Annotated in this window: 13 protein-coding genes and 1 pseudogene; 7 read left to right on the top strand and 7 right to left on the bottom strand. The window is 52.2% G+C overall.

Annotated features, from left to right (window positions below; translation table 11 throughout):
* Positions 1 to 11: 11 nt before the first annotated feature.
* The 3 genes from UNDKW_RS05970 to UNDKW_RS05960 form a co-directional block, all read right to left on the bottom strand.
* A complete protein-coding gene (locus tag UNDKW_RS05970) occupies positions 12 to 794 on the bottom strand; it encodes a hypothetical protein (RefSeq protein WP_232063263.1) in 783 nt (260 codons plus the stop codon).
* Positions 795 to 861: 67 nt separating this feature from the next.
* Complete coding sequence (locus tag UNDKW_RS05965) at positions 862 to 1,443, bottom strand: 3'-5' exonuclease (RefSeq protein ID WP_162057958.1); 582 nt, start codon at positions 1,441 to 1,443, stop codon at positions 862 to 864.
* 133 nt (positions 1,444 to 1,576) lie between these two features.
* Positions 1,577 to 2,488 carry a LysR family transcriptional regulator gene (locus tag UNDKW_RS05960; RefSeq protein ID WP_162057957.1) on the bottom strand — a complete coding sequence of 304 codons (912 nt, stop codon included), beginning with the start codon at positions 2,486 to 2,488 and terminating at the stop codon, positions 1,577 to 1,579.
* A 154-nt stretch (positions 2,489 to 2,642) separates the two neighbouring features.
* Here UNDKW_RS05960 and UNDKW_RS31070 point away from each other — a divergent pair.
* Positions 2,643 to 2,837, top strand: a pseudogene (locus UNDKW_RS31070) (aldo/keto reductase); the annotation flags it as partial.
* 19 nt (positions 2,838 to 2,856) lie between these two features.
* Complete coding sequence (locus UNDKW_RS31065; RefSeq protein ID WP_370529092.1) at positions 2,857 to 3,063, top strand: hypothetical protein; 207 nt, start codon at positions 2,857 to 2,859, stop codon at positions 3,061 to 3,063.
* A 5-nt stretch (positions 3,064 to 3,068) separates the two neighbouring features.
* Here the strand turns inward: UNDKW_RS31065 and UNDKW_RS05950 are convergent, their stop codons facing one another.
* Positions 3,069 to 3,335: a hypothetical protein gene (locus UNDKW_RS05950; protein WP_162057956.1), complete on the bottom strand. Its 267-nt coding sequence runs from the start codon at positions 3,333 to 3,335 to the stop codon at positions 3,069 to 3,071.
* Between the two features lie 16 nt (positions 3,336 to 3,351).
* Entirely contained in the window at positions 3,352 to 5,835 is a 2,484-nt protein-coding gene (locus UNDKW_RS05945; RefSeq protein WP_162057955.1) for a GGDEF and EAL domain-containing protein, read from the bottom strand.
* 463 nt (positions 5,836 to 6,298) lie between these two features.
* Here UNDKW_RS05945 and glyQ point away from each other — a divergent pair, with 463 nt between their 5' ends.
* The 5 genes from glyQ to UNDKW_RS05920 all read left to right on the top strand — a co-directional run bounded on the left by glyQ (position 6,299) and on the right by UNDKW_RS05920 (position 11,939).
* Complete coding sequence (gene glyQ, locus UNDKW_RS05940; RefSeq protein WP_232063262.1) at positions 6,299 to 7,258, top strand: glycine--tRNA ligase subunit alpha; 960 nt, start codon at positions 6,299 to 6,301, stop codon at positions 7,256 to 7,258.
* 71 nt (positions 7,259 to 7,329) lie between these two features.
* On the top strand, positions 7,330 to 9,414 hold the full coding sequence (gene glyS / locus UNDKW_RS05935) for a glycine--tRNA ligase subunit beta (RefSeq protein WP_162057954.1): 2,085 nt from the start codon (positions 7,330 to 7,332) through the stop codon (positions 9,412 to 9,414).
* Positions 9,415 to 9,454: 40 nt separating this feature from the next.
* Entirely contained in the window at positions 9,455 to 10,018 is a 564-nt protein-coding gene (gene gmhB, locus UNDKW_RS05930) for a D-glycero-beta-D-manno-heptose 1,7-bisphosphate 7-phosphatase (RefSeq protein WP_162057953.1), read from the top strand.
* Positions 10,019 to 10,056: 38 nt separating this feature from the next.
* Complete coding sequence (locus tag UNDKW_RS05925; protein WP_162057952.1) at positions 10,057 to 10,806, top strand: 1-acyl-sn-glycerol-3-phosphate acyltransferase; 750 nt, start codon at positions 10,057 to 10,059, stop codon at positions 10,804 to 10,806.
* 176 nt (positions 10,807 to 10,982) lie between these two features.
* A complete protein-coding gene (locus UNDKW_RS05920) occupies positions 10,983 to 11,939 on the top strand; it encodes a M48 family metallopeptidase (protein ID WP_232063261.1) in 957 nt (318 codons plus the stop codon).
* A 73-nt stretch (positions 11,940 to 12,012) separates the two neighbouring features.
* Here UNDKW_RS05920 and UNDKW_RS05915 read toward each other — a convergent pair whose 3' ends face one another.
* Positions 12,013 to 12,771: a FecR domain-containing protein gene (locus tag UNDKW_RS05915; RefSeq protein ID WP_162057951.1), complete on the bottom strand. Its 759-nt coding sequence runs from the start codon at positions 12,769 to 12,771 to the stop codon at positions 12,013 to 12,015.
* A complete protein-coding gene (locus UNDKW_RS05910; RefSeq protein WP_232063260.1) occupies positions 12,740 to 18,907 on the bottom strand; it encodes a filamentous hemagglutinin N-terminal domain-containing protein in 6,168 nt (2,055 codons plus the stop codon). Before UNDKW_RS05910 ends, UNDKW_RS05915 begins: the two co-directional genes overlap by 32 nt.
* Between the last annotated feature and the right edge of the window lie 16 nt (positions 18,908 to 18,923).

Raw genomic sequence — 18,923 nt, 5'->3', positions numbered from 1 at the left:
GTCCAAAGATATCAAGATTGCACCTGCAAGGTTTTGACCACGCGCATCTCACCTTTTTCACCGGCACCTGAACCGCTGTTCTTGCTTTCTTTTTTTGTGACAACCAGCCGGTCACCGCTGACGCCATACACCAGCTCTTCTTCATTTTTTGTTTCAAAGCTGATCACGACGAAAGCACGCCCTGAGATAGCCTGATGCATGCGGCTGGCAAGCGGGATACCATCCTGGCCTATCCAGACCTCCAGGCTGCCTTCGAATTTCTTAACGTACTTGCGGTCTTTTTCGCTGAGCTTTTCAACAGGTATCTCGAAACTCAGCAAGCGCGCGGGCTTGCCATTGTAGCTAGCGTCGGCTTTTTCACTTTTGAATATGGCTTTCTCAAGAACCCGCGAAAGATTACCCACGGCAGAAACCATGGGGCGCAATTCGGATGAATTGACTTCCTTGATGGCAGCAATAGTGGGGGTTTTGGCTTTGGAGTCTTTTTCCTTGGCGCGCTCTTCGGTTTCGAGGCGCGTCAATAAATCCTTGCTGTACAAAATTTGCAAGCCACGCGGGCTGTCATCAAGGCTGATGCTAGCCTGGCCATTTTGTTCATCAGCGTCTTTACCTTCGCCCTGGCGACTCCAGGTTTTGGCTTCAACGACAGCTTTTACTGGTGTTTGCCCTGGCAAGCGTGCCAGGGAGGCTTTTAAATCTGCCAGACCATCTGCCTGTGCCGCCCGAGTAAACAAACTAAGCAAACTGAAACACATGCCCGCAAGCAGTAAAAGAGTTTTCTTTTTGGCCAGCATACATCCCCTGTCATTATAGCTATCGTGAGCCATCTGACCGTCGGGACGTCTTAAAGTTCAGCCTTGCTTATCCTTGCTTTAGTGCCAGCCACTTTCTATACACCAGCAATGCCACTTGCGCATCATTGGCGGCATACATGATTTGCCTGTCATTCAAGGCTGGGGCAGCCCAGTTGGAGGTCGAGGTTTTCTTGGATTTTTGCAGTTGCATGCCAAAATATTTGGCGACCGCCGCTTTTGCGCCCATGTCGCGTTGCTTGCTCTCACGCATGGCGCGTGCGAGATCAAGCACATGCTGCGGCACAATGCCAAGTTTGATCTTCAGGCGTTTCATGTCATCGCTGAGTCCAAAGCCAACCTTGAGTATGTCTTTCGATTCCAGCAAGGCTTTCACGGCATCGGTATTTTGTGCCTTGATCGTGGGGAAGAGATAAGCCTTGTTGTCGGTAGCCAGTTGTATCAGATGCGGGCCATCAGATTGCTGGCCCTTGAAGAATACTGGCTTGGATTCGGTATCAAAACCCAAAATATCGGCTGTCAGCATCTCTGCATAGGCTTGCTCTGCGTCTGCTGGCGTCTGCACCAGCAGTATGTCTTTTTCCTGGATACCAGGATAAGGGGGGAGGAGAACTTCCTGATCTTCTGTCATGACAGCATGATAAGGGAAACAGGGTGAATATGTCAGGTGTTGACTTGCCAGCTTAGCTCGTGTGAGGTCAAAACCGTGAAAATAAGCCACAAACTGCAAGCCAGTCTGATAAACGATATATTTTTAATATTATTTAGGCCTTGAATTTGTCGGCATGCGTTTCCATCAGCTCAGTCAGCCACTCTACGAATACCCTGACCCTGGGCGATAATTGCCGGTGGTGAGGGTAGAGTATGGATACCGGTATAGGCGGTGGCCGCATCTCCGATAAAACTTCCTGCATGCTGCCAGCAGCGAGTTGGGCAGCAACGTGGAAGCGTGGCAGTTGTATCAGGCCATAACCCGCTTCTGCGCCAGCTACATAGGCATCGACGTCATTGACCGCCAGTTGCCCCTTTAATGGCAATGTCTGTGTTTTACCGTCGACGACAAATTCAAAGTCCATATTCCGGCCCGTCTGTGATGAGAAATAATTCACTGCCAGATGGGCAGGCAGATCATCCAGCGCCTTGGGCACGCCATGTTTTTGCAGGTAAGCGCTGCTGGCACAGGTAATTTGCGTCATCAGCGCTACCCGTTTGGCGATCATGCTGGAATCGCGCAACTCGCCACCACGCAAGACGCAATCGACGCCTTCCCGTACCAGATCAACCAGACGGTCGCTCATGCCGACTTCCAGCTCTATCAAAGGGTATCTGGCACTGAAGCCTGGCAGGGCCGGGACCACAAACGATTTGCCCAGCGATCCTTGCAAATTAATCCTGAGCTTGCCACGCGGATTGAGCAGGCTGTGGCTGAATGCAGATTCAGTTTCTTCCAGGTCAGCCAGGAGGCGCACGCAACGCTGGTAATAGGCATCGCCGTCCGCCGTGGTATTGACCTGGCGCGTGGTTCTTTGCAAGAGACGTGTGCCAAGATGGGTTTCCAGTTGCTTGATACTCAGGGTCACGCTGGCCCTGGGCATTTGCAATTGCTCGGCAGCGCGGGTGAAGCTGCTTTGCTCCACCACGGCGATAAAGACTTGCATAGCCTGGAATTTGTCCATCAGCGTCCCTATCCTCATTGTTTAGATTTTTTGCACAGTAATGTCAATTTTAACGTATTTATCTATAAATACTGACTAACTACAATGGCTACATCTTCAGCAGACCCGCTGAGGCAACAATGACAAAGGCGTTTCAGCACTGGGTTTGGGTTGCATGGGTATGTCTGATTTATATGCCCCTGTTGATCGCGGCGAAAGCATCGCCACTATCCATGCGGCGCTGGATGCAGGCATAGACTTGCTCGACACAGGTGATTTTTATGGCATGGGCCACAATGAATTACTGAAACAGGAAGCACTGCAAAACCTGCCACGCGAAAAGGTCAAGATCAGCGTCAAATTTGGCGCAGGCGGCAATTGCCTGGGTAGTGGCGCAAGGCGAAGAAATTATTCCTCTGGTAGGTGCGCGCCGTCGTGACCGTTTGACAGAAGCCCTGGGTGCACTCGACGTAAAACTGGATGCGGCAGATTTACAGGCAATAGCAGCTGCGGTGCCCAGCGATGCAGTAGCGGGTAATCGCTATAATGATCATGCCATGGCTTTGCTCGATAGTGAACATACGTCAGGCCACTAAACTATTTAGCTCTTATCGATGACATCTGCAAGCTGACCTGGCGACTCAGCTTTCAGTGGATCAACCCGGCGGCGGCGTGGCCTGCCACTGGGTAGCGGTTCGATGATCAGGGCCTGACCATCGGGCAGGGAAATCGCCAGTTTTTCTTCCCCATCATGCTTGAAATGATAAACGGTCGCCGCGCCGATGGCGGCTGATTTTTCCAGGGTTGCGGCCATCAGCAATTCCGGGATTTCGCTTACCTTGCCGGTGCGCCAGAGCAGCTTGTTCATGGTTTTACTCATCGCCTTATTCATTGATGTGCTCGCGATAGCGGGTAACAAAACCGACGGCATCCATGGGGCGGCCAAAATAATAACCCTGTACCTGGCTGCATCCCATTTTGCGTAAAAGCTCGGCCTGCTCTTTCTTTTCCACTCCCTCTGCAACCACACTCAGACTCAGGCTCAATGCCATGGCAATGATGGCGCTGGCAATTGCTGCATCGTCAGGATTTTCATGGATATCATTGATGAAAGATTTATCTATCTTGAGTTCATCAATGGGGAAGCGCCGCAAGTAGGAAAGACTGGAATAACCAGTGCCAAAATCATCGAGCGATATCGACAAACCCAGGTTTTTCAAAGCGCGCAATGCGACCAGTGTACTGTTGACATCCTGCATAACCATACTCTCGGTCAGCTCCAGTGTGACATTCGACGGATCGGCACCTGTCTCGGCAAAAATAGCCGCAACACGCTCGGATAAATCCTCTTGCCTGAACTGACGTGGCGACATGTTGACGGCGATTTTCAGATCAGCCATGCCTGATTTTTTCCAGGCGACCTGCTGGCGACAGGCCTCTGCCAGCACCCATTCACCTAACGGCAATATCAGCCCGGTTTCCTCTGCCAGCGGGATAAACTCTATGGGGTGTATCAAGCCTATCTGTGGGTGATGCCAGCGCACAAGTGCTTCTGCACCGACTATATGCCCCGTAGCGAGTTCTATCTTGGGCTGATAATGCAAGGTCAACTCGTGCCTTTCCAGCGCACGGCGCAATGCGCCTTCCATATTCAGGCGGCTGATGGCAGTAACACCCATCTCGGGAATGAACTGGCGCACGCTATTGCGCCCATGTTCCTTGACGCGGTACATGGCAATGTCGGCATAACGCAATAATATTTCGCCATGGTCGCCATCACGCGGGTATAGCGAAATACCTATGCTGGCCGTGACAAACACATCATGGCCATTAATTTCAAACGGGCGGGCCAACGCCGCCAGGATTTTTTCAGCGACGATATCGACATCGCCAGTCTCAGGTAAATCAGTCAGGATGATGACGAATTCATCGCCGCCCAGGCGCGCTACCGTATCGGTTTCACGCACACAATGACTGAGTCGGTTGGCTACCTGCTTCAACATTTCATCTCCGGCGCCATGACCAGAGGCATCATTGATGAGCTTGAAATGATCAAGATCAAGCAACATCAAACCCACCGACAAATCCTGGCGCTTTGCCCAGGCGATGGCCTGGGTGATGCGGTCATTCAGTAAATTGCGGTTCGCCAGTCCGGTCAGACTGTCATGGGTGGCCTGGTATTCCAGCTCTTTCTGATAATTGACACGCTCACTGACGTCATTGATAACGCTGACAAAATGTGTGGTGGCAGCACCCGTCGCATCCTTGACGGGCGAGATATGCAATTCATTCCAGAATTGCGTGCCGTCCTTACGGTAATTGCGCAACAACGCGCAGCCTGATCTTTTTTCACGCAAGGCACTGCGGATTTCTTCCAGATCTGGTTGCGCCAGGTCTTCCCTGACCAGGAAACGCCCTTCCCTGCCTATGACTTCCTGTGCTGTATAACCAGTGATACGCTCAAATGCAGGATTCACATAGACGATGGAATGATCGCTGTCATCACTACGGGTAATCATGATGCCGTTGCTGCTCGATACCAGAGCCTGCTCACGCAAGAGCAATGCTTGTTCGACTTCTTTCAACTGGAATTTGCTGTCGGTAATGTCTTGTTTGACAGCGATCAGATGTGTGATTTGGCCATCTGCATTGCATAGCGGACTGACCATCTGCCTTTCCCAGTAGGCAGTACCGTCCTTGCGATGACTGAGTACATCACCCTGCCAATGCTCACCAACCTTGAGTGCCTTGATGATGCGCATGACTTTTTCATCAGCGGGATCACCAGAATTCCAGAACACATGCTTACCCAGCACTTCGTTCAATGCATAACCAGAAATATGACAAAAGCTGTCATTGCCATATTCGAGCTCACCATCGGCATTGGTGATGATTACCGCAAACGGGCTTTGCTGCACAGACAGTGCCAGCATTTCCATATTGTCTTGCAGATCATGATGCTCATGGGTGCTGCTGAGGGTATGAATGGCTTGCGCCAGCTCATTGGCGAAGCGACTCAGTATGTTGTATGCATCACCACTTTCGCTGAGATCAAAGTCAGCACCAACACGCAATTGTGCCAGCGCATAGCCATAACGCTGCAAGGGCAGAACCAGGTATTTTGTCTCTTTTCCTGCCTGTCTGTCGGCGCGAAAGCGGTAAATTTCTGACTTGTCACCCAGGTCCAGTTCCACCTCGGCGCACAGATAGCCAGCGCGCTGCACCAGGATACGACAGAAGCCACGCAACATCTCAGGCAGTTCTGGTGTATACCACAAACAATGCGAAAGCTCCCCCAACAAGAGATACCACTCTTCCAGCCGTTGTGACTCGGCATCCAAAGTAAGGGTCTGGTCAACTATAGCCATGTGATTGCGGTCTCCCATTCAGCACACTGTTTTTATTGGCAGGTGGATTTTTATACCGCGTAGCCAAGCGAATTGCAACAAAAACCGCCAGAGGCAAGCTGCCTATTTATGCTGCAATTGCGTTCAAACAAACTTAAAATTTATAGTATTTTTATTAATTTTCATGAATTGAAAAGCTAGCGTAAGCTTTTCATTCCCTTAGGTTTTCTCCTGAATTTCTCTGTGGTGCAGTAAGGAATTCGAACAGCATGCTGTTCACTTACGAAACGATGATTTTTTGCAAAAAATCATTCCTTCCTCTGTAATGTGGTTAATGGTCTTAAGATTTTCCCCATTTAAGCCGCAAAAATTAATAAAACAACATCAAGCAAATTCGCCTATCCAGCGCAAAAGCCGTTAAAATCTAAGGTTTGGCAAACTTTATTCATCGCTTCTTAATGAAGTGACAAAGGCAGATAGCACGATGCTCACATTTCAACAAATTATCCTGACATTACAAGATTACTGGGACAAGCAAGGCTGCGCCCTGTTGCAACCTTACGATATGGAAGTGGGCGCGGGTACTTCGCATACCGGCACTTTCTTGCGCGCCATCGGGCCGGAACCTTGGCGTGCAGCTTATGTACAACCATCACGCCGCCCTAAAGATGGCCGTTATGGTGAAAACCCTAACCGCCTGCAACACTATTACCAATATCAGGTGGTGTTGAAGCCTGCACCGGAAAATATCCTTGACCTCTACCTGGGTTCGTTGAAAGCCCTGGGCCTGGATTTGCAGCAAAACGACATACGTTTTGTTGAAGATGACTGGGAAAACCCTACTCTGGGCGCCTGGGGCCTGGGCTGGGAAGTCTGGCTGAATGGTATGGAAGTCACACAATTCACTTACTTCCAGCAAGTCGGTGGCCTGGATTGCAAACCTATCCTCGGTGAAATCACCTATGGTCTGGAACGTCTGGCCATGTATCTGCAAGGTGTAGACAATATCTATGACCTGGTCTGGACTGAGCGTGAAGAAAACGGCAAGACCCTGCGCCTGTCTTATGGCGATGTATTCCATCAAAATGAAGTTGAACAATCGACTTTCAGCTTTGAATATTCAAACACCGATTTCCTGTTCTCATTGTTCACCAATTACGAAGCAGAAGCCAAGCGCCTGCTGGAAGTGACAGAAAAATCCCTGGCCCTGCCTGCTTATGAAATGATTTTGAAGGCTGCGCATACTTTCAACTTGCTGGATGCACGTGGTGCCATCTCTGTGACCGAGCGTGCTGCCTACATAGGCCGTATACGCAATCTGTCGCGTTCCGTGGCTGCGGCTTACTATGCATCGCGTGAAGCACTGGGCTTCCCCATGTGCGCTGCGGATGACAAGCACAAGCCTGCTACCGCTGCTCCCGCTACGGTTACAGCTTCTGCATAAGCTGCACGCATAGCCAACAAGAACATCATTAAACAGATTCTGGCACTGCGCCGGAACGTAGGATAAGAAACATGAGCCAAACACTGTTAGTAGAATTATTTACCGAAGAGCTGCCACCCAAGGCACTGGCCAAACTGGGTGAAGCATTTAGCGCCGGTATCGTCGCTGGTCTGAAGTCACGCGATTTCCTGGAAGCTGAGTCTGTCGCGACCAGCTATGCATCACCACGCCGCCTGGCCGTCAGCATCACTGGCGTGCGAGCCACTTCCCCGGACAAGCTGATGCGTGAAAAAGTCTTGCCGGTATCAGTAGCACTGGATGCTGCTGGCAATGCGACAGCACCATTGGGCAAGAAACTGGCAGCACTGGGCTTCCCCAATTTACAGGTCAGTGACCTCGAACGTGCTGTCGATGGCAAGGCCGAGAGCTTCTTTTACAGCTATACAGCCGCAGGCACTGCCCTGGCACCAGCAGTGCAAACTGCGCTGGAAGAAACCATAGGCAAGCTGCCTATTCCTAAAGTCATGAGCTACCAGCGTCCTGATGGCGAGACCGTGCATTTTGTACGCCCTGTGCACAAGATCATCGCCTTGCACGGCGCTGACATCGTGCCGCTGTCTTTGCTGGGCTTGAATAGCGACCGCATCACCAAGGGTCATCGTTTCCTCTCCGCTGGTGAAGTCAGCATTGCCAAGGCTGAAGACTATGCCGCCAGCCTGAAAACCGAAGGCAAGGTCATCGCCAGCTTCAATGAGCGTAAAGAACAGATACGTGCCGCCCTGTTGGGCAAAGCAGGTGCAGACCAGGTGTTGATGCCTGATTCTCTGCTCGATGAAGTCACCGCCCTGGTTGAGTGGCCAGTGGTGTATGAATGCAATTTCGAACAAGAGTTTTTGGCTGTACCGCAAGAATGCCTGATTTTGACCATGCAAACGAATCAGAAATACTTTGCCCTGACCGATGCATCTGGCAAATTGCGTTCACGCTTTTTGATCGTCTCCAACCTCGAAACCAGCGACCCGCAATACATTATCCAGGGCAATGAGCGCGTAGTACGCCCGCGCCTGTCAGATGCCAAGTTCTTCTTTGAGCAAGACAAGAAAAAGACCCTGGAGTCCCGCCTGCCAATGCTCGCGAATGTGGTTTATCACAATAAACTGGGTAGCCAGGCAGAACGTACGCAACGCGTTAAAACTTTGGCTGGCCAGATTGCTGCCAGCCTGAATGGTGATGTCGCGCTGACCGAACGCGCCGCCCTGCTGGCCAAAACAGACTTGCTGACTGACATGGTAGGTGAATTTCCTGAGCTGCAAGGCATCATGGGTACTTATTATGCCCAGCATGATGGTGAACACGCTGATGTGGCCGCTGCCGCGTCTGAACATTACCAGCCCCGTTTCGCTGGTGATGCACTGCCTGCGACACTGACAGGTACGGCCGTAGCACTGGCTGACAAGCTGGAAACCCTGGTTGGTATCTGGGGCATAGGCTTGCAACCTACCGGCGACCGTGACCCGTTTGCGCTGCGCCGCCATGCCCTGGGCATCTTGCGTATGCTGGTGGAAAAACGCTTGCCGCTATCGCTGAACACCTTGCTGGCACAAGCGGTAGCACTGTTCGCTGGTAATGCCAATTTCACAGACCCGACTGCCGATGTGCTGAACTTCCTGTTTGACCGTCTGCGCGGCCAGTTGCGCGACAAGGGCTTTTCTCAAAATGAAGTTGAAGCTGTGGTTGCCCAGCAACCAGACACGCTCGATAACATCGTTGAACGCCTGCAGGCTGTACAAGCCTTTGCTGCCCTGCCAGAATCAGAAGCACTGGCTGCTGCCAACAAGCGCATTACCAATATCCTCAAAAAAACCGAGGGTACGCCAGGCGCAGTCCAGCCAGCATTGTTGCAGGAAGCTGCCGAGCAGGCACTGGCCAAGGCCATGGCCGATGTCAAACCTGAAGTGGATGCCGCATTTGCCAAAGGTGATTTCGCCAGCGCATTGAAAACCCTGGCAGCCCTGCGTGCAGCGGTCGACAGCTTCTTCAATGACGTCATGGTAAATGCAGAAGACCTGGCCTTGCGGAATAACCGCCTGGCCTTGCTGGCCAGCCTGCATGGCATGATGAACCAGGTTGCCGACATTTCCAAGCTGGCAGCTTGAGGCAAGTTAAACAAGAGTGCACCACTAACCAGGATTGCAGATGAAACTCATCATCCTTGACCGCGATGGCGTGATCAACCAGGATTCGGACGACTTTATCAAGTCGCCCGAAGAATGGAAGTCAATACCAGGTTCACTGCAAGCCATCGCCCGGCTTAACCAGGCGGGCTATAGGGTAGTGGTGGCAACCAACCAGTCTGGTATAGGCCGCAAGCTGTTTGATATGGCGACGTTAAATGCCATCCATCAAAAGATGCATACCAGTGCTCAACAAGTCGGGGCGACCATCGATGCGATTTTCTTTTGCCCACACATGGCAGATGATAATTGTGACTGCCGCAAACCCAAGCCTGGCATGCTGCAAGAAATTGCCCGTCGCTATGAAGTAAATCTCAAAGGTGTGCATTGTGTCGGGGATTCTTTGCGTGACTTGCAGTCGGGCTTCGTACTGGGTTGCAAACCCCATTTGGTATTGACCGGTAAAGGCACTAAAACCCAGGAAAAAGGTGGCCTGCCACCTGGCACACAAGTTTATGACGATCTGGCCGCTATGGTCGACAAACTGGTGGAAAACTCGCCGTCTGAATTTAATATCGCGATCTGAGTCATTACTCAAACCAGCATCGCTACAATGGAGACTACATGCTTAGCTTCACCCGTTTTATACGTTCACTGATTTTCTTGCTGGTGATGGCGGTAGTCACCGTTGTATGGGCTCCCATCAGCATGCTGTTTGCTTTCTTGCCCTATAACCAGCGCTATTACATTACCGCCCGCTGGAATGTCACCATCATCTGGGCAGCAAAAGTAATCTGCGGCATACGTTACCAGACCAAGGGCTTTGAAAACTTCCCGGATGGCCCGGCCATCCTGTTGTCCAAACATCAGTCTGCCTGGGAAACCATTTTCCTGTTGATGGCAACACCACGCCCACTGGTCTTCGTGTTCAAAAAAGAAATTACCTATATCCCCTTCTTTGGCTGGGCCATTTCCATGCTGCGCATGATCCCGATCGACCGCAGCAAGGGCAAGGATGCGTTTGCTCACGTTGTCACGCAAGGCCGCAAACGCCTGGCTGATGGGCAATGGATCATCATGTTCCCTGAAGGTACGCGTATCGCTGTTGGCAAAAAAGGCCAGTACAAAGGCGGCGGCGCCCGTTTGGCGGTAGAAACCAATACGCCAGTCGTGCCTATCGCGCTGAACTCGGGTGAATGCTGGCCAAAAAATTCTTTCACCAAGTTGCCAGGCACAGTCACTGTCTCTGTCGGCAAACCTATCCCACCGAACGGCATGAATGCTGTGGAGCTGATGCAGGAAGTGGAGAAGTGGATAGAGGCAGAGATGCGCGTGATTTCACCGCAGGTTTATCAGTCTGAACAATCCAAATAAGCTATCGGGGCTGATGCTTGCTGTGTCAGCTCCTTCCCCCTCGCCCGCTGCAAATCTCCATTTTCAGCCGTAAAAACACGAACGCCTGAAAATAGGTCAAACTAGTGTCATGCCAGCTTAAAAATGAAGCTGAGCAGATATTCACTTGCTATTGAATCAGGATTCCCCAAGCATAAATGAAGCCCCGTATTCCCTCGATAGGCAAGGCCATACAAATGGCTTTGCAACTGGATTTATTCAGTGATTTTTTGGTGCCGGACAAATTGCGTCCTGTGCCTGCCAAGACGCCGGTGCCAGCAGCAAGCCCGCTCAAAGATATCGTTCTGCGTGATGAACAGCGGCCCGCCGCACCACCCGCTCCCATACCACCATCGTCTGCACCACCACCTTCTACCTTCGTCAATACCAGCAACAAGCGTCGCATCCTGATACAGGATTATTTGCTGGAATATGATTTGCAGCGCTCAAAGCGCCGCAGCATAGGTTTTTTGATCAATGAAGATGGCCTGCGTATCACGGCACCGCGCTGGGTAACGATTGCAGATATAGAAACAGCGATACAGGAAAAACAAGCCTGGATCTTGCGCAAACTGACTGAGAGGCGTGAGCGCACGCAGCGCCAGCTGGAACCTACCATGCATTGGCAGGATGGGGCGAAGCTGTCTTATCTGGGCGGTGAGATTACCTTGCGGATTGCCCCTGCCTCGGTCAGCGGTACGCATTTCCAGAGCGAGCAGGCTGAGTTGAGTATCAACCTGCCAGCGGACGCTGGTGAGCAGCAATTGAAAGACCGGGTACAAGCCTGGTTACAGCAAGAAGCCAAGCGGGTTTTCAATGAGCGTCTGCCGGTATTTGCTGAAAAGCTCAACGTCCGCTATCAAAGCATGGCCTTGTCGGCAGCAGCGACGCGTTGGGGCTCTTGCACGTCACAAGGCAAGATACGACTGAACTGGCGTCTGATCCATTTCTCACCAATGATTATTGATTATGTGATTGCGCACGAGCTTGCGCACTTGCGTGAGATGAACCATAGCCCACGTTTCTGGGCAACTGTGCAGTCGGTATTTCCTGATTTTGAAGTCGCGCGTAATACCTTGCGCCAGCATGCCAGTGCTGATTTGCCGGTTTTCTAAATTTAGCTACGGAACTTAAATGCGAAACAGGATTTGCCGCCAAGCCAAATCCTGTCTTTATCTCAATGCATCATTACCTTACTTCACAAATCAAACTGCCTGACTTGCTTTCATTATTGGCATTATCCTGATTCAGGCTCACAGGGAAATTACCAGGTAGTGAAAACTGCATGCCTGGGTTGTTAGGCAAAAGAATTGGCGGTCTGGTGAAGCTGATCGCAAAACCAAATTGACCAGCGGTGACATCGAGGTTGCCCGCATCATTTTTCAGGAAGACTGTGCCATCCAGGACTTGCACATACAAACCAGGCGCGCGTGGCCCATTCCCTTGGGCGTCTGCAGCACCTGAGCCAGGCTGGCTCGCATCCTGAGGCACGAACTCTGCGATGAAGATAGTGCCGCGTATGCCTATCGATGCCGTTGGCGTATTCAGGCCAAATCTTTCTTTATTGCGCTTGCCGAGTAAGCCGGTAACAGCGCGCAAGCCGCCCTTGATCAGGGTCATGGTAAAGCCATCATTATTGGGCTTGTCTTCTTCAAAAGAAAACTGGTCTATCTTGATCTGGGTACTTGGGCGCAAGACGATTTCACTATTATCAGCAAACTTGATGCGGGCATAAGTATCTTTCTCGGCAATCAGGGTGTCGCCCTGCTCTATGCCAGACTGCAGGGACAATACCTTGACCGTGCCATCTGCCTTCTTGGTGATCAATGGCCCGCTGAGATGGGTCACCGTGCCCGCGACCTGCGCAGCAAAACTCAGCGCGCAGCTCAGGCACAGTGCTGCAATAAAGAAAAACTTAATTGCAGTAGAGTTTTTTATCTGTAGCATTTTTTAATACTCCGTTATCCCTGATACCGCTGAAACTGCTTCTTTGCTCAAACCTGGTCTCTCTGCCGGAATCACTGCCACTATCGAAGAAACTGCCAGGATTGCTGATAGCGTTAGTGATGAACAAGGTAGAACTGACAAAGTTATTGAGCGCAAAATTAATCGTGTTGTTCAGGATATTGCCAGTCCTGAGATCACCGATGGGCAAGACCAGTGAGCAACCCAGCAAGACTGGATTGATGGCGCACTGTGCCTGGGTTGGCAACACCGCAGCGCAACCTGGCAAACCCGGATTGGCGGCGCAACTGGCCATCGAAGGCAAGACAGCAGAGCAACCTGGTGTCGCTGGATTAGCAGTACATGCAGCCAGACCAGGTAAGACCGCGCTGCAACCTGGCGTCGATGGCGAGCCTACGCAAATGGCAAGGCCAGGCAACACCGCACTACAACCGGGCAGACCAGGGTTGGCGGTACAGGCTGCCAGGCCAGGCAAGACGGCAGAACAACCCGCCGTGGATGGATTGGCGGTACATATTGCCAGCGTCGGCAATACCGCGCTGCAACCTGCCTGCGCTGGATTGGCAGTGCAACTTGCGAAGCTGGGCAAGACCGCTGAACAACCTGGCGTAGCCGGATTGGTAGTACATGCGCTCAGGCTGGGCAAGACCACGCTACATCCTGGCAGCGTAGGTGTTGCTGTACAGGATGCCAGTGTAGGCAAGACATTGCTGCAACCAGCCAACGCCGGTGTGGCAATGCAGGCGCTCAGGCTAGGCAAGACTACACTGCAGCCAGGCAGACTTGGAGTAGCAGCACATGCCGCAACCGATGGCAGCACAGATGAACAGCCTGCCAAACCAGGGTTGGCGATACAAGCTGTCAAGCTAGGCAAGATAGACGAGCAACCAGCCAGAGCCGGGTTGGCTGTACAAGCTGCCAGCGTAGGCAAGACTACGCTACAACCTGACAGCGATGGGTTAGCAAGGCATGCTGTCAGCGTCGGCAACACATTGCTGCAACCTGCCAGCGTTGGTGTGGCAATACAGGCACTAAGGCTGGGCAAGACAGCGCTGCACCCTGGCAGGCTGGGGCTGGCGGCACATGCTGCCAGCGTAGGCAAAACAGCAGCACAACCAGCCAGAGACGGGTTGGCCACACATGCTGTCAAGGTTGGCAAGACAGTGCTGCAACCTGCCAGCGTCGGTGTGGCGATACAGGAAGCCAGCGTCGGCAATACAGCACTGCAACCAACCAGACTGCTGTTGGCGATGCAGGCGGACAAGCTGGGCAGGACCGCAGAACAGCCAGGCAAAGTCGGGCTGGCAGTACATGCCGCAACCGATGGCAAGACAGCCGAGCAGCCAGCGATGTTAGGCGATACCAGGCAGGCTGCCAGTGCAGGCAAGACCACGCTGCAACCCTGGATACTAGGGTTGGCAGTACATTGTGTCAGGCTGGGCAAGACTGCACTGCAACCCGGCTGGCTGGAATTGCTGATGCATGAACTCAGACTAGGCAAAATAGAGCTGCAGCCAGAGATGGATGGGTTTGCCAGACATGAAGACAAGCTGGGCAATACAGCACTACAGCCAGCGATATTCGGGTTGGCCAGGCAGCTACTGAGGCTGGGCAGTACATTCGAGCAACCAAACAGAGAAGGATTGGCAATGCATGAACTCAGGCTGGGCAAGACTACACTGCAACCTGCCAGCGTAGGGTTGGCCTGGCAGGCTGCCACACTGGGCAAGACCACGCTGCAACCCGGCAAAGATGGATTGCTGACACAGGCGGCCAAGCTAGGCAGCACAGAGCTGCACCCTGGCGTAGAAGGGTTGGCAATACACTGGGACAATGCAGGCAGCGAGCCCCCGTTCAGGAAAGCTTGCTGCGTCACGCTACCACCACTGACATTGCCTGAAATCAGGATCGCGTCGCCTGCCTTGAGCAAAATACTACCGCTGGTTGTAACTGAACCAGTGCTGCCTACCGTGAGTTTATCGGTAGTGCTGCCGCTGGCACCCGCTTCAAGGGTAATGTTACCGCCATTTGAACTGGCAACAGTGCCATTGACTGTTAATGGACTATGTGCCACCAGGCTGATATTGCCCGCCTTGCTGCGTACCGCATCCGTGCTGTCCAGCGTGATCGCCCCGATATTGTCGATGAGGATATTGCCAGTACTGCCAGTGCCACTTTGCTGCACATTGCGGAGATTCAGGGCACCGGTATTTTTGATGTTGATATCAGTGTTGGCACCCGTATTATTCGCCAGCAGAACAGGCACACTGGTTTTCAAGCCGGTGCTATTTCCTATCCCCCCATTGGCAGTGGCGTCCAGCGCACCACCAGTGATGGTATTGCCAGCCACCTGAGTAATTGCCCCTGTAGGAGCGGCCAGAGTGGCAGTGCCGCTACCACTGTTCACGTTGGCACCGAGCGCGATGTTGCCAGCATTGGCAGTCAAATACAAGTTACCGGTTGTAGCGATACCATCCAGACTATATGAGCCTGAGCCATTGGCGCCGCTTAATGAGCTGACATTAATACCCTGGGTATTCACAAAGCTCATGCTGGTATTGCTCTTGGCCGCCAGATTGCTAATGACATTCGGAACGTTCAGGGTGATGCTGTTACCAGCGACCAGGCCAAGGTCTTGTACCGTAATCGAATTAGACTGTGTAATATCGCTACCGGTCAGCAAGCCTATGCGCGTTGTTGTCAGATGCTTGATATCGGTAGCAGCACTGGTGTTGGTATCGGTGATGCCAACAACAGCAATAGAACCTGATGCATTGCCAGCATCAGCACTGCCAATCGAAATAGTGGGGGCAGTGACTTTATACAAATTGGTCACGCTCAGACAAGGAGCTACGGCACATGTACCAGAGCCAATGGTAATGGCACGCCCGGTAGTAAATGGACGTACACCAAAATCACCGGCAGTGACGCCGCCAGGGCCGGAGAGGGAAAGTTGATCGGCGATGAAACCGACTTTGCCGGTACCTGCACTGACATTATTCGACAGCGACAATAAACCTGCACCAGTATTCAAGGTGACCGCCTGGTTATTGGTCGTAATACCGACGGTGGAAGAAACCGTGCTCACAGTCAAATTACCGGAAGTAACAGCTGTTAAACTACCGCTACCGAGGCCGCTCTGATTGAGGTCAGCTGCAATCGAGCTGAAGCTGTTACTTGCATTACTCAGATTAACCGAGCCTTTAGCTTGTACCGCCAGACCAGAAGTTGTGATCGCGCTGCCTGCTGCCTGTGTGATACCGGCATCAGAAGTCAGAACAACACTGGATGGCGCATTGATACCATTATAGGTATCTACCGTAGTCACATTGATGGGATTGACCGAGCGATACAAGAAACTGCCGGTACTGGAAGAACCTGAAATAACACCTATCGTATTGGCCTCGGTCAGGCTGACGCTATAACCACGCGCCTGCACCGAACTGGCACCATTGATAGTAGCGCCAGGTTGCTGCGAAATGGTATTGCCAGAATTCAAAGTCAGCGAGGTGCTGACGTTCTGCAAAGCACCACCAGCGCCTGAGCCCATGGCACCTTTGATATCAATACTGGCACCAGACATGTTGCCGACTTTAAGGCGAGCCGCGGTAATATTATTCAACTCAGCAGCGGATAGTTCCAGCGTACCCGAATTCAGATTGGTAGCAACAGTTGCAAGATGAATAGTGCCGCCGCCATTCATATCGAGCGCTACACTACCGCTACCAGCGTTGACTGTGCCCAGCAAATCCATCTTATCGGATTTGACAGAGACAGCAGCGCCAGAGCTATTGATCTGTGTGCCAGACGCAGTACTGGTCATGGCATCAGCGTCAGTTGCCTGCAAAGTGATGGCGCCGCCACCGCTATTAATAGTGCCTCCAGCATTCAGATTGATACCGCCCTGGCCGCTCACATTAAGCAAGCCATTATTGGTCAGTACAGGTGCGTTGATTTGCGTAGTAAAGCCGGTAGGAGAACTCAGGTAAATTGCGCCACCTGAAGTTTGCTGTTTAACGCCATAACCAGTTCCACCAACATCATTGATGACCAGGTTGGCGCCATTGCTGGCGATGCGGATGTCACCACTGCCAGTATTAAGCGCATTCAGTTTGGCAGCCTGCACGCCCATGTTGTCAGTCGAGGTATTACCGTGCAAGCCAGTCACCGCGCTCAGCTTCAAATCTTTGGCATAGATGATGCTGCCGTTTTGCTGCGTGATATCGGCACCGGTAGTCACCGTGACATTGCCATTGGTTGAAGAATTGCCGCGGGCATCAATCCCGCCTGTACCAACATTCACATAGCCCGTACTGTTGATCAGGATATCGCCACCAACGCCAACTGTACCCGGAGTTGTTCGCATTGTTTTGAATATGGTGTTACCACTGGCACTGGCACTGATCTGGCTGCTGTTGCTGGTCAGCCTGGCGACCACGATATCGGCAGTTTGCGGTGAAGCGCCAGTACCTGTTTGCAAGGTAATGGTGCCTGTACCATTGGTCTTGATTTCCAGATTGGGGTCTGCACCCGTCAGGTTAATGCCGCGGGTAGCGCTGACATCGGTAGATGCATTGCGGGTTCTGAGCGTAATATTGGAATTAGTGGGCAAGGATATCAAACCACCGAAAAAAGTACCACTGGTATTAATAAAATTTGTCGCCTCAAGCACGATATTGGTGCCTGGTGTCAAGCCCTGCAATTCTGATTGATAGACAGTAGTCGGACTACCATCTGCAAAATTGATTGTGCCTATCGCCGAGCCCTGGAAAGTGCTGCTACCGTCAGTTGCACCGTCGCCAGTGCCACCGGCTATCGTAATCGAAGACGGGTCCAGCAACAGGGTACCCGCCTTGCCGCGTGCCGCACCTACATTGACCTTGGCATGAAAGTCCAGGTTTTGCTTGCCCGAGGTTTCTACAAAACCGCCATTCCCACCCAAAGCCCCGCCCTGGGCAGAGATACTGCCATTGACCCTGGTGACTTCATCTGACCAGACAATGACTTTACCACCGTCACCATTCTTGACCGCATCTGCACTGATTTTGGCATCGCTGGAGACAAAGGCACGTTTGGCATTCGTGACAGAGGGATTATCGCCATGGTAATCACCACCAACCAAAACCTGGCCACCACCTGTGTCGCCGCTGGCATCAACCTGGGCATTGCCGGCCAGCGCCACGCGTTGGCCGAGCACCTGTATATCACCGCCCTTGCCTTTGCCGGTTGACGTGGTTGTGCTGCCAGCATCAAGTATGGTATCTCCACTGGCCTTGAAATAAATCCTGCCGTTTTCACCTACAACGGCACTGTTGGCACTGACCAGGCCACGCTGGCTGATCAGGCCGCCATAAATCCCGACCTTGCCACCCTGGGCAATGACTTGCCCCAGGTTGACTGCCTGATCAGCATTGGCGCTGACTACCACGTGTACGTCCGGGTTGGCTGAATCGACCAGTTTCACCGAACGCCCTGCTGCCAGCAAGACCTCACCCTTGGGTGAGGTGATGATGCCGCTGTTTTCTACATCCGGTGCGATCAGGTAAACCTGACCACCAGACGGTGTTGTGATCGCGCCCTGGTTACTGACCTTACCTGCTACGGTACCGGCGTTGAAATTCAGTTTGCCAGCCTTGAAATCGGCATCACTCATGCCCAGACTGGAAACTGTCAGGCCATTGACATCAACCTGCGCCCCCTTACCAAACAGGATGCCATTCGGGTTAATCAAAAACACCCGCCCATTTGACTGCAAAGTACCCAGTATTTGGGTGGGATTCTGGCCTATGATGCGGTTCAAGACCGTGCTGTTGGCACTCTCTTGTATGAAGCGGGTAGTCTCACCGGCATTGATGAAAAAATCCTGCCAGTTGATGATTGCACCTGGCGTATTGGTGATGGTATAGACCTTGCCATCCTGATTGAAGATGACCTTGCCGTTGATGATCTGCGGCCCTACGGGATTTGCATGAGCCAGGCTGGTAATGAAACCCGTACCAAAACATGCTGCCAGCAAAACCGGCATAAGCCGGGGGAGCAATCTCGGTAACGAGACCTGCTTCAAGTCCGATCGCAATACTGATACAGATTGAGCGAACATATCAATTTCTTTTCTCATGCTCTTCCTCATCCAT

The sequence above is a fragment of the Undibacterium sp. KW1 genome (assembly GCF_009937955.1).
Taxonomy (GTDB): Bacteria; Pseudomonadota; Gammaproteobacteria; order Burkholderiales; family Burkholderiaceae_D; genus Undibacterium.
The sequence above is the reverse complement of the archived record's forward strand: the minus strand, read 5'-3'. Positions and strand labels throughout refer to the sequence as shown.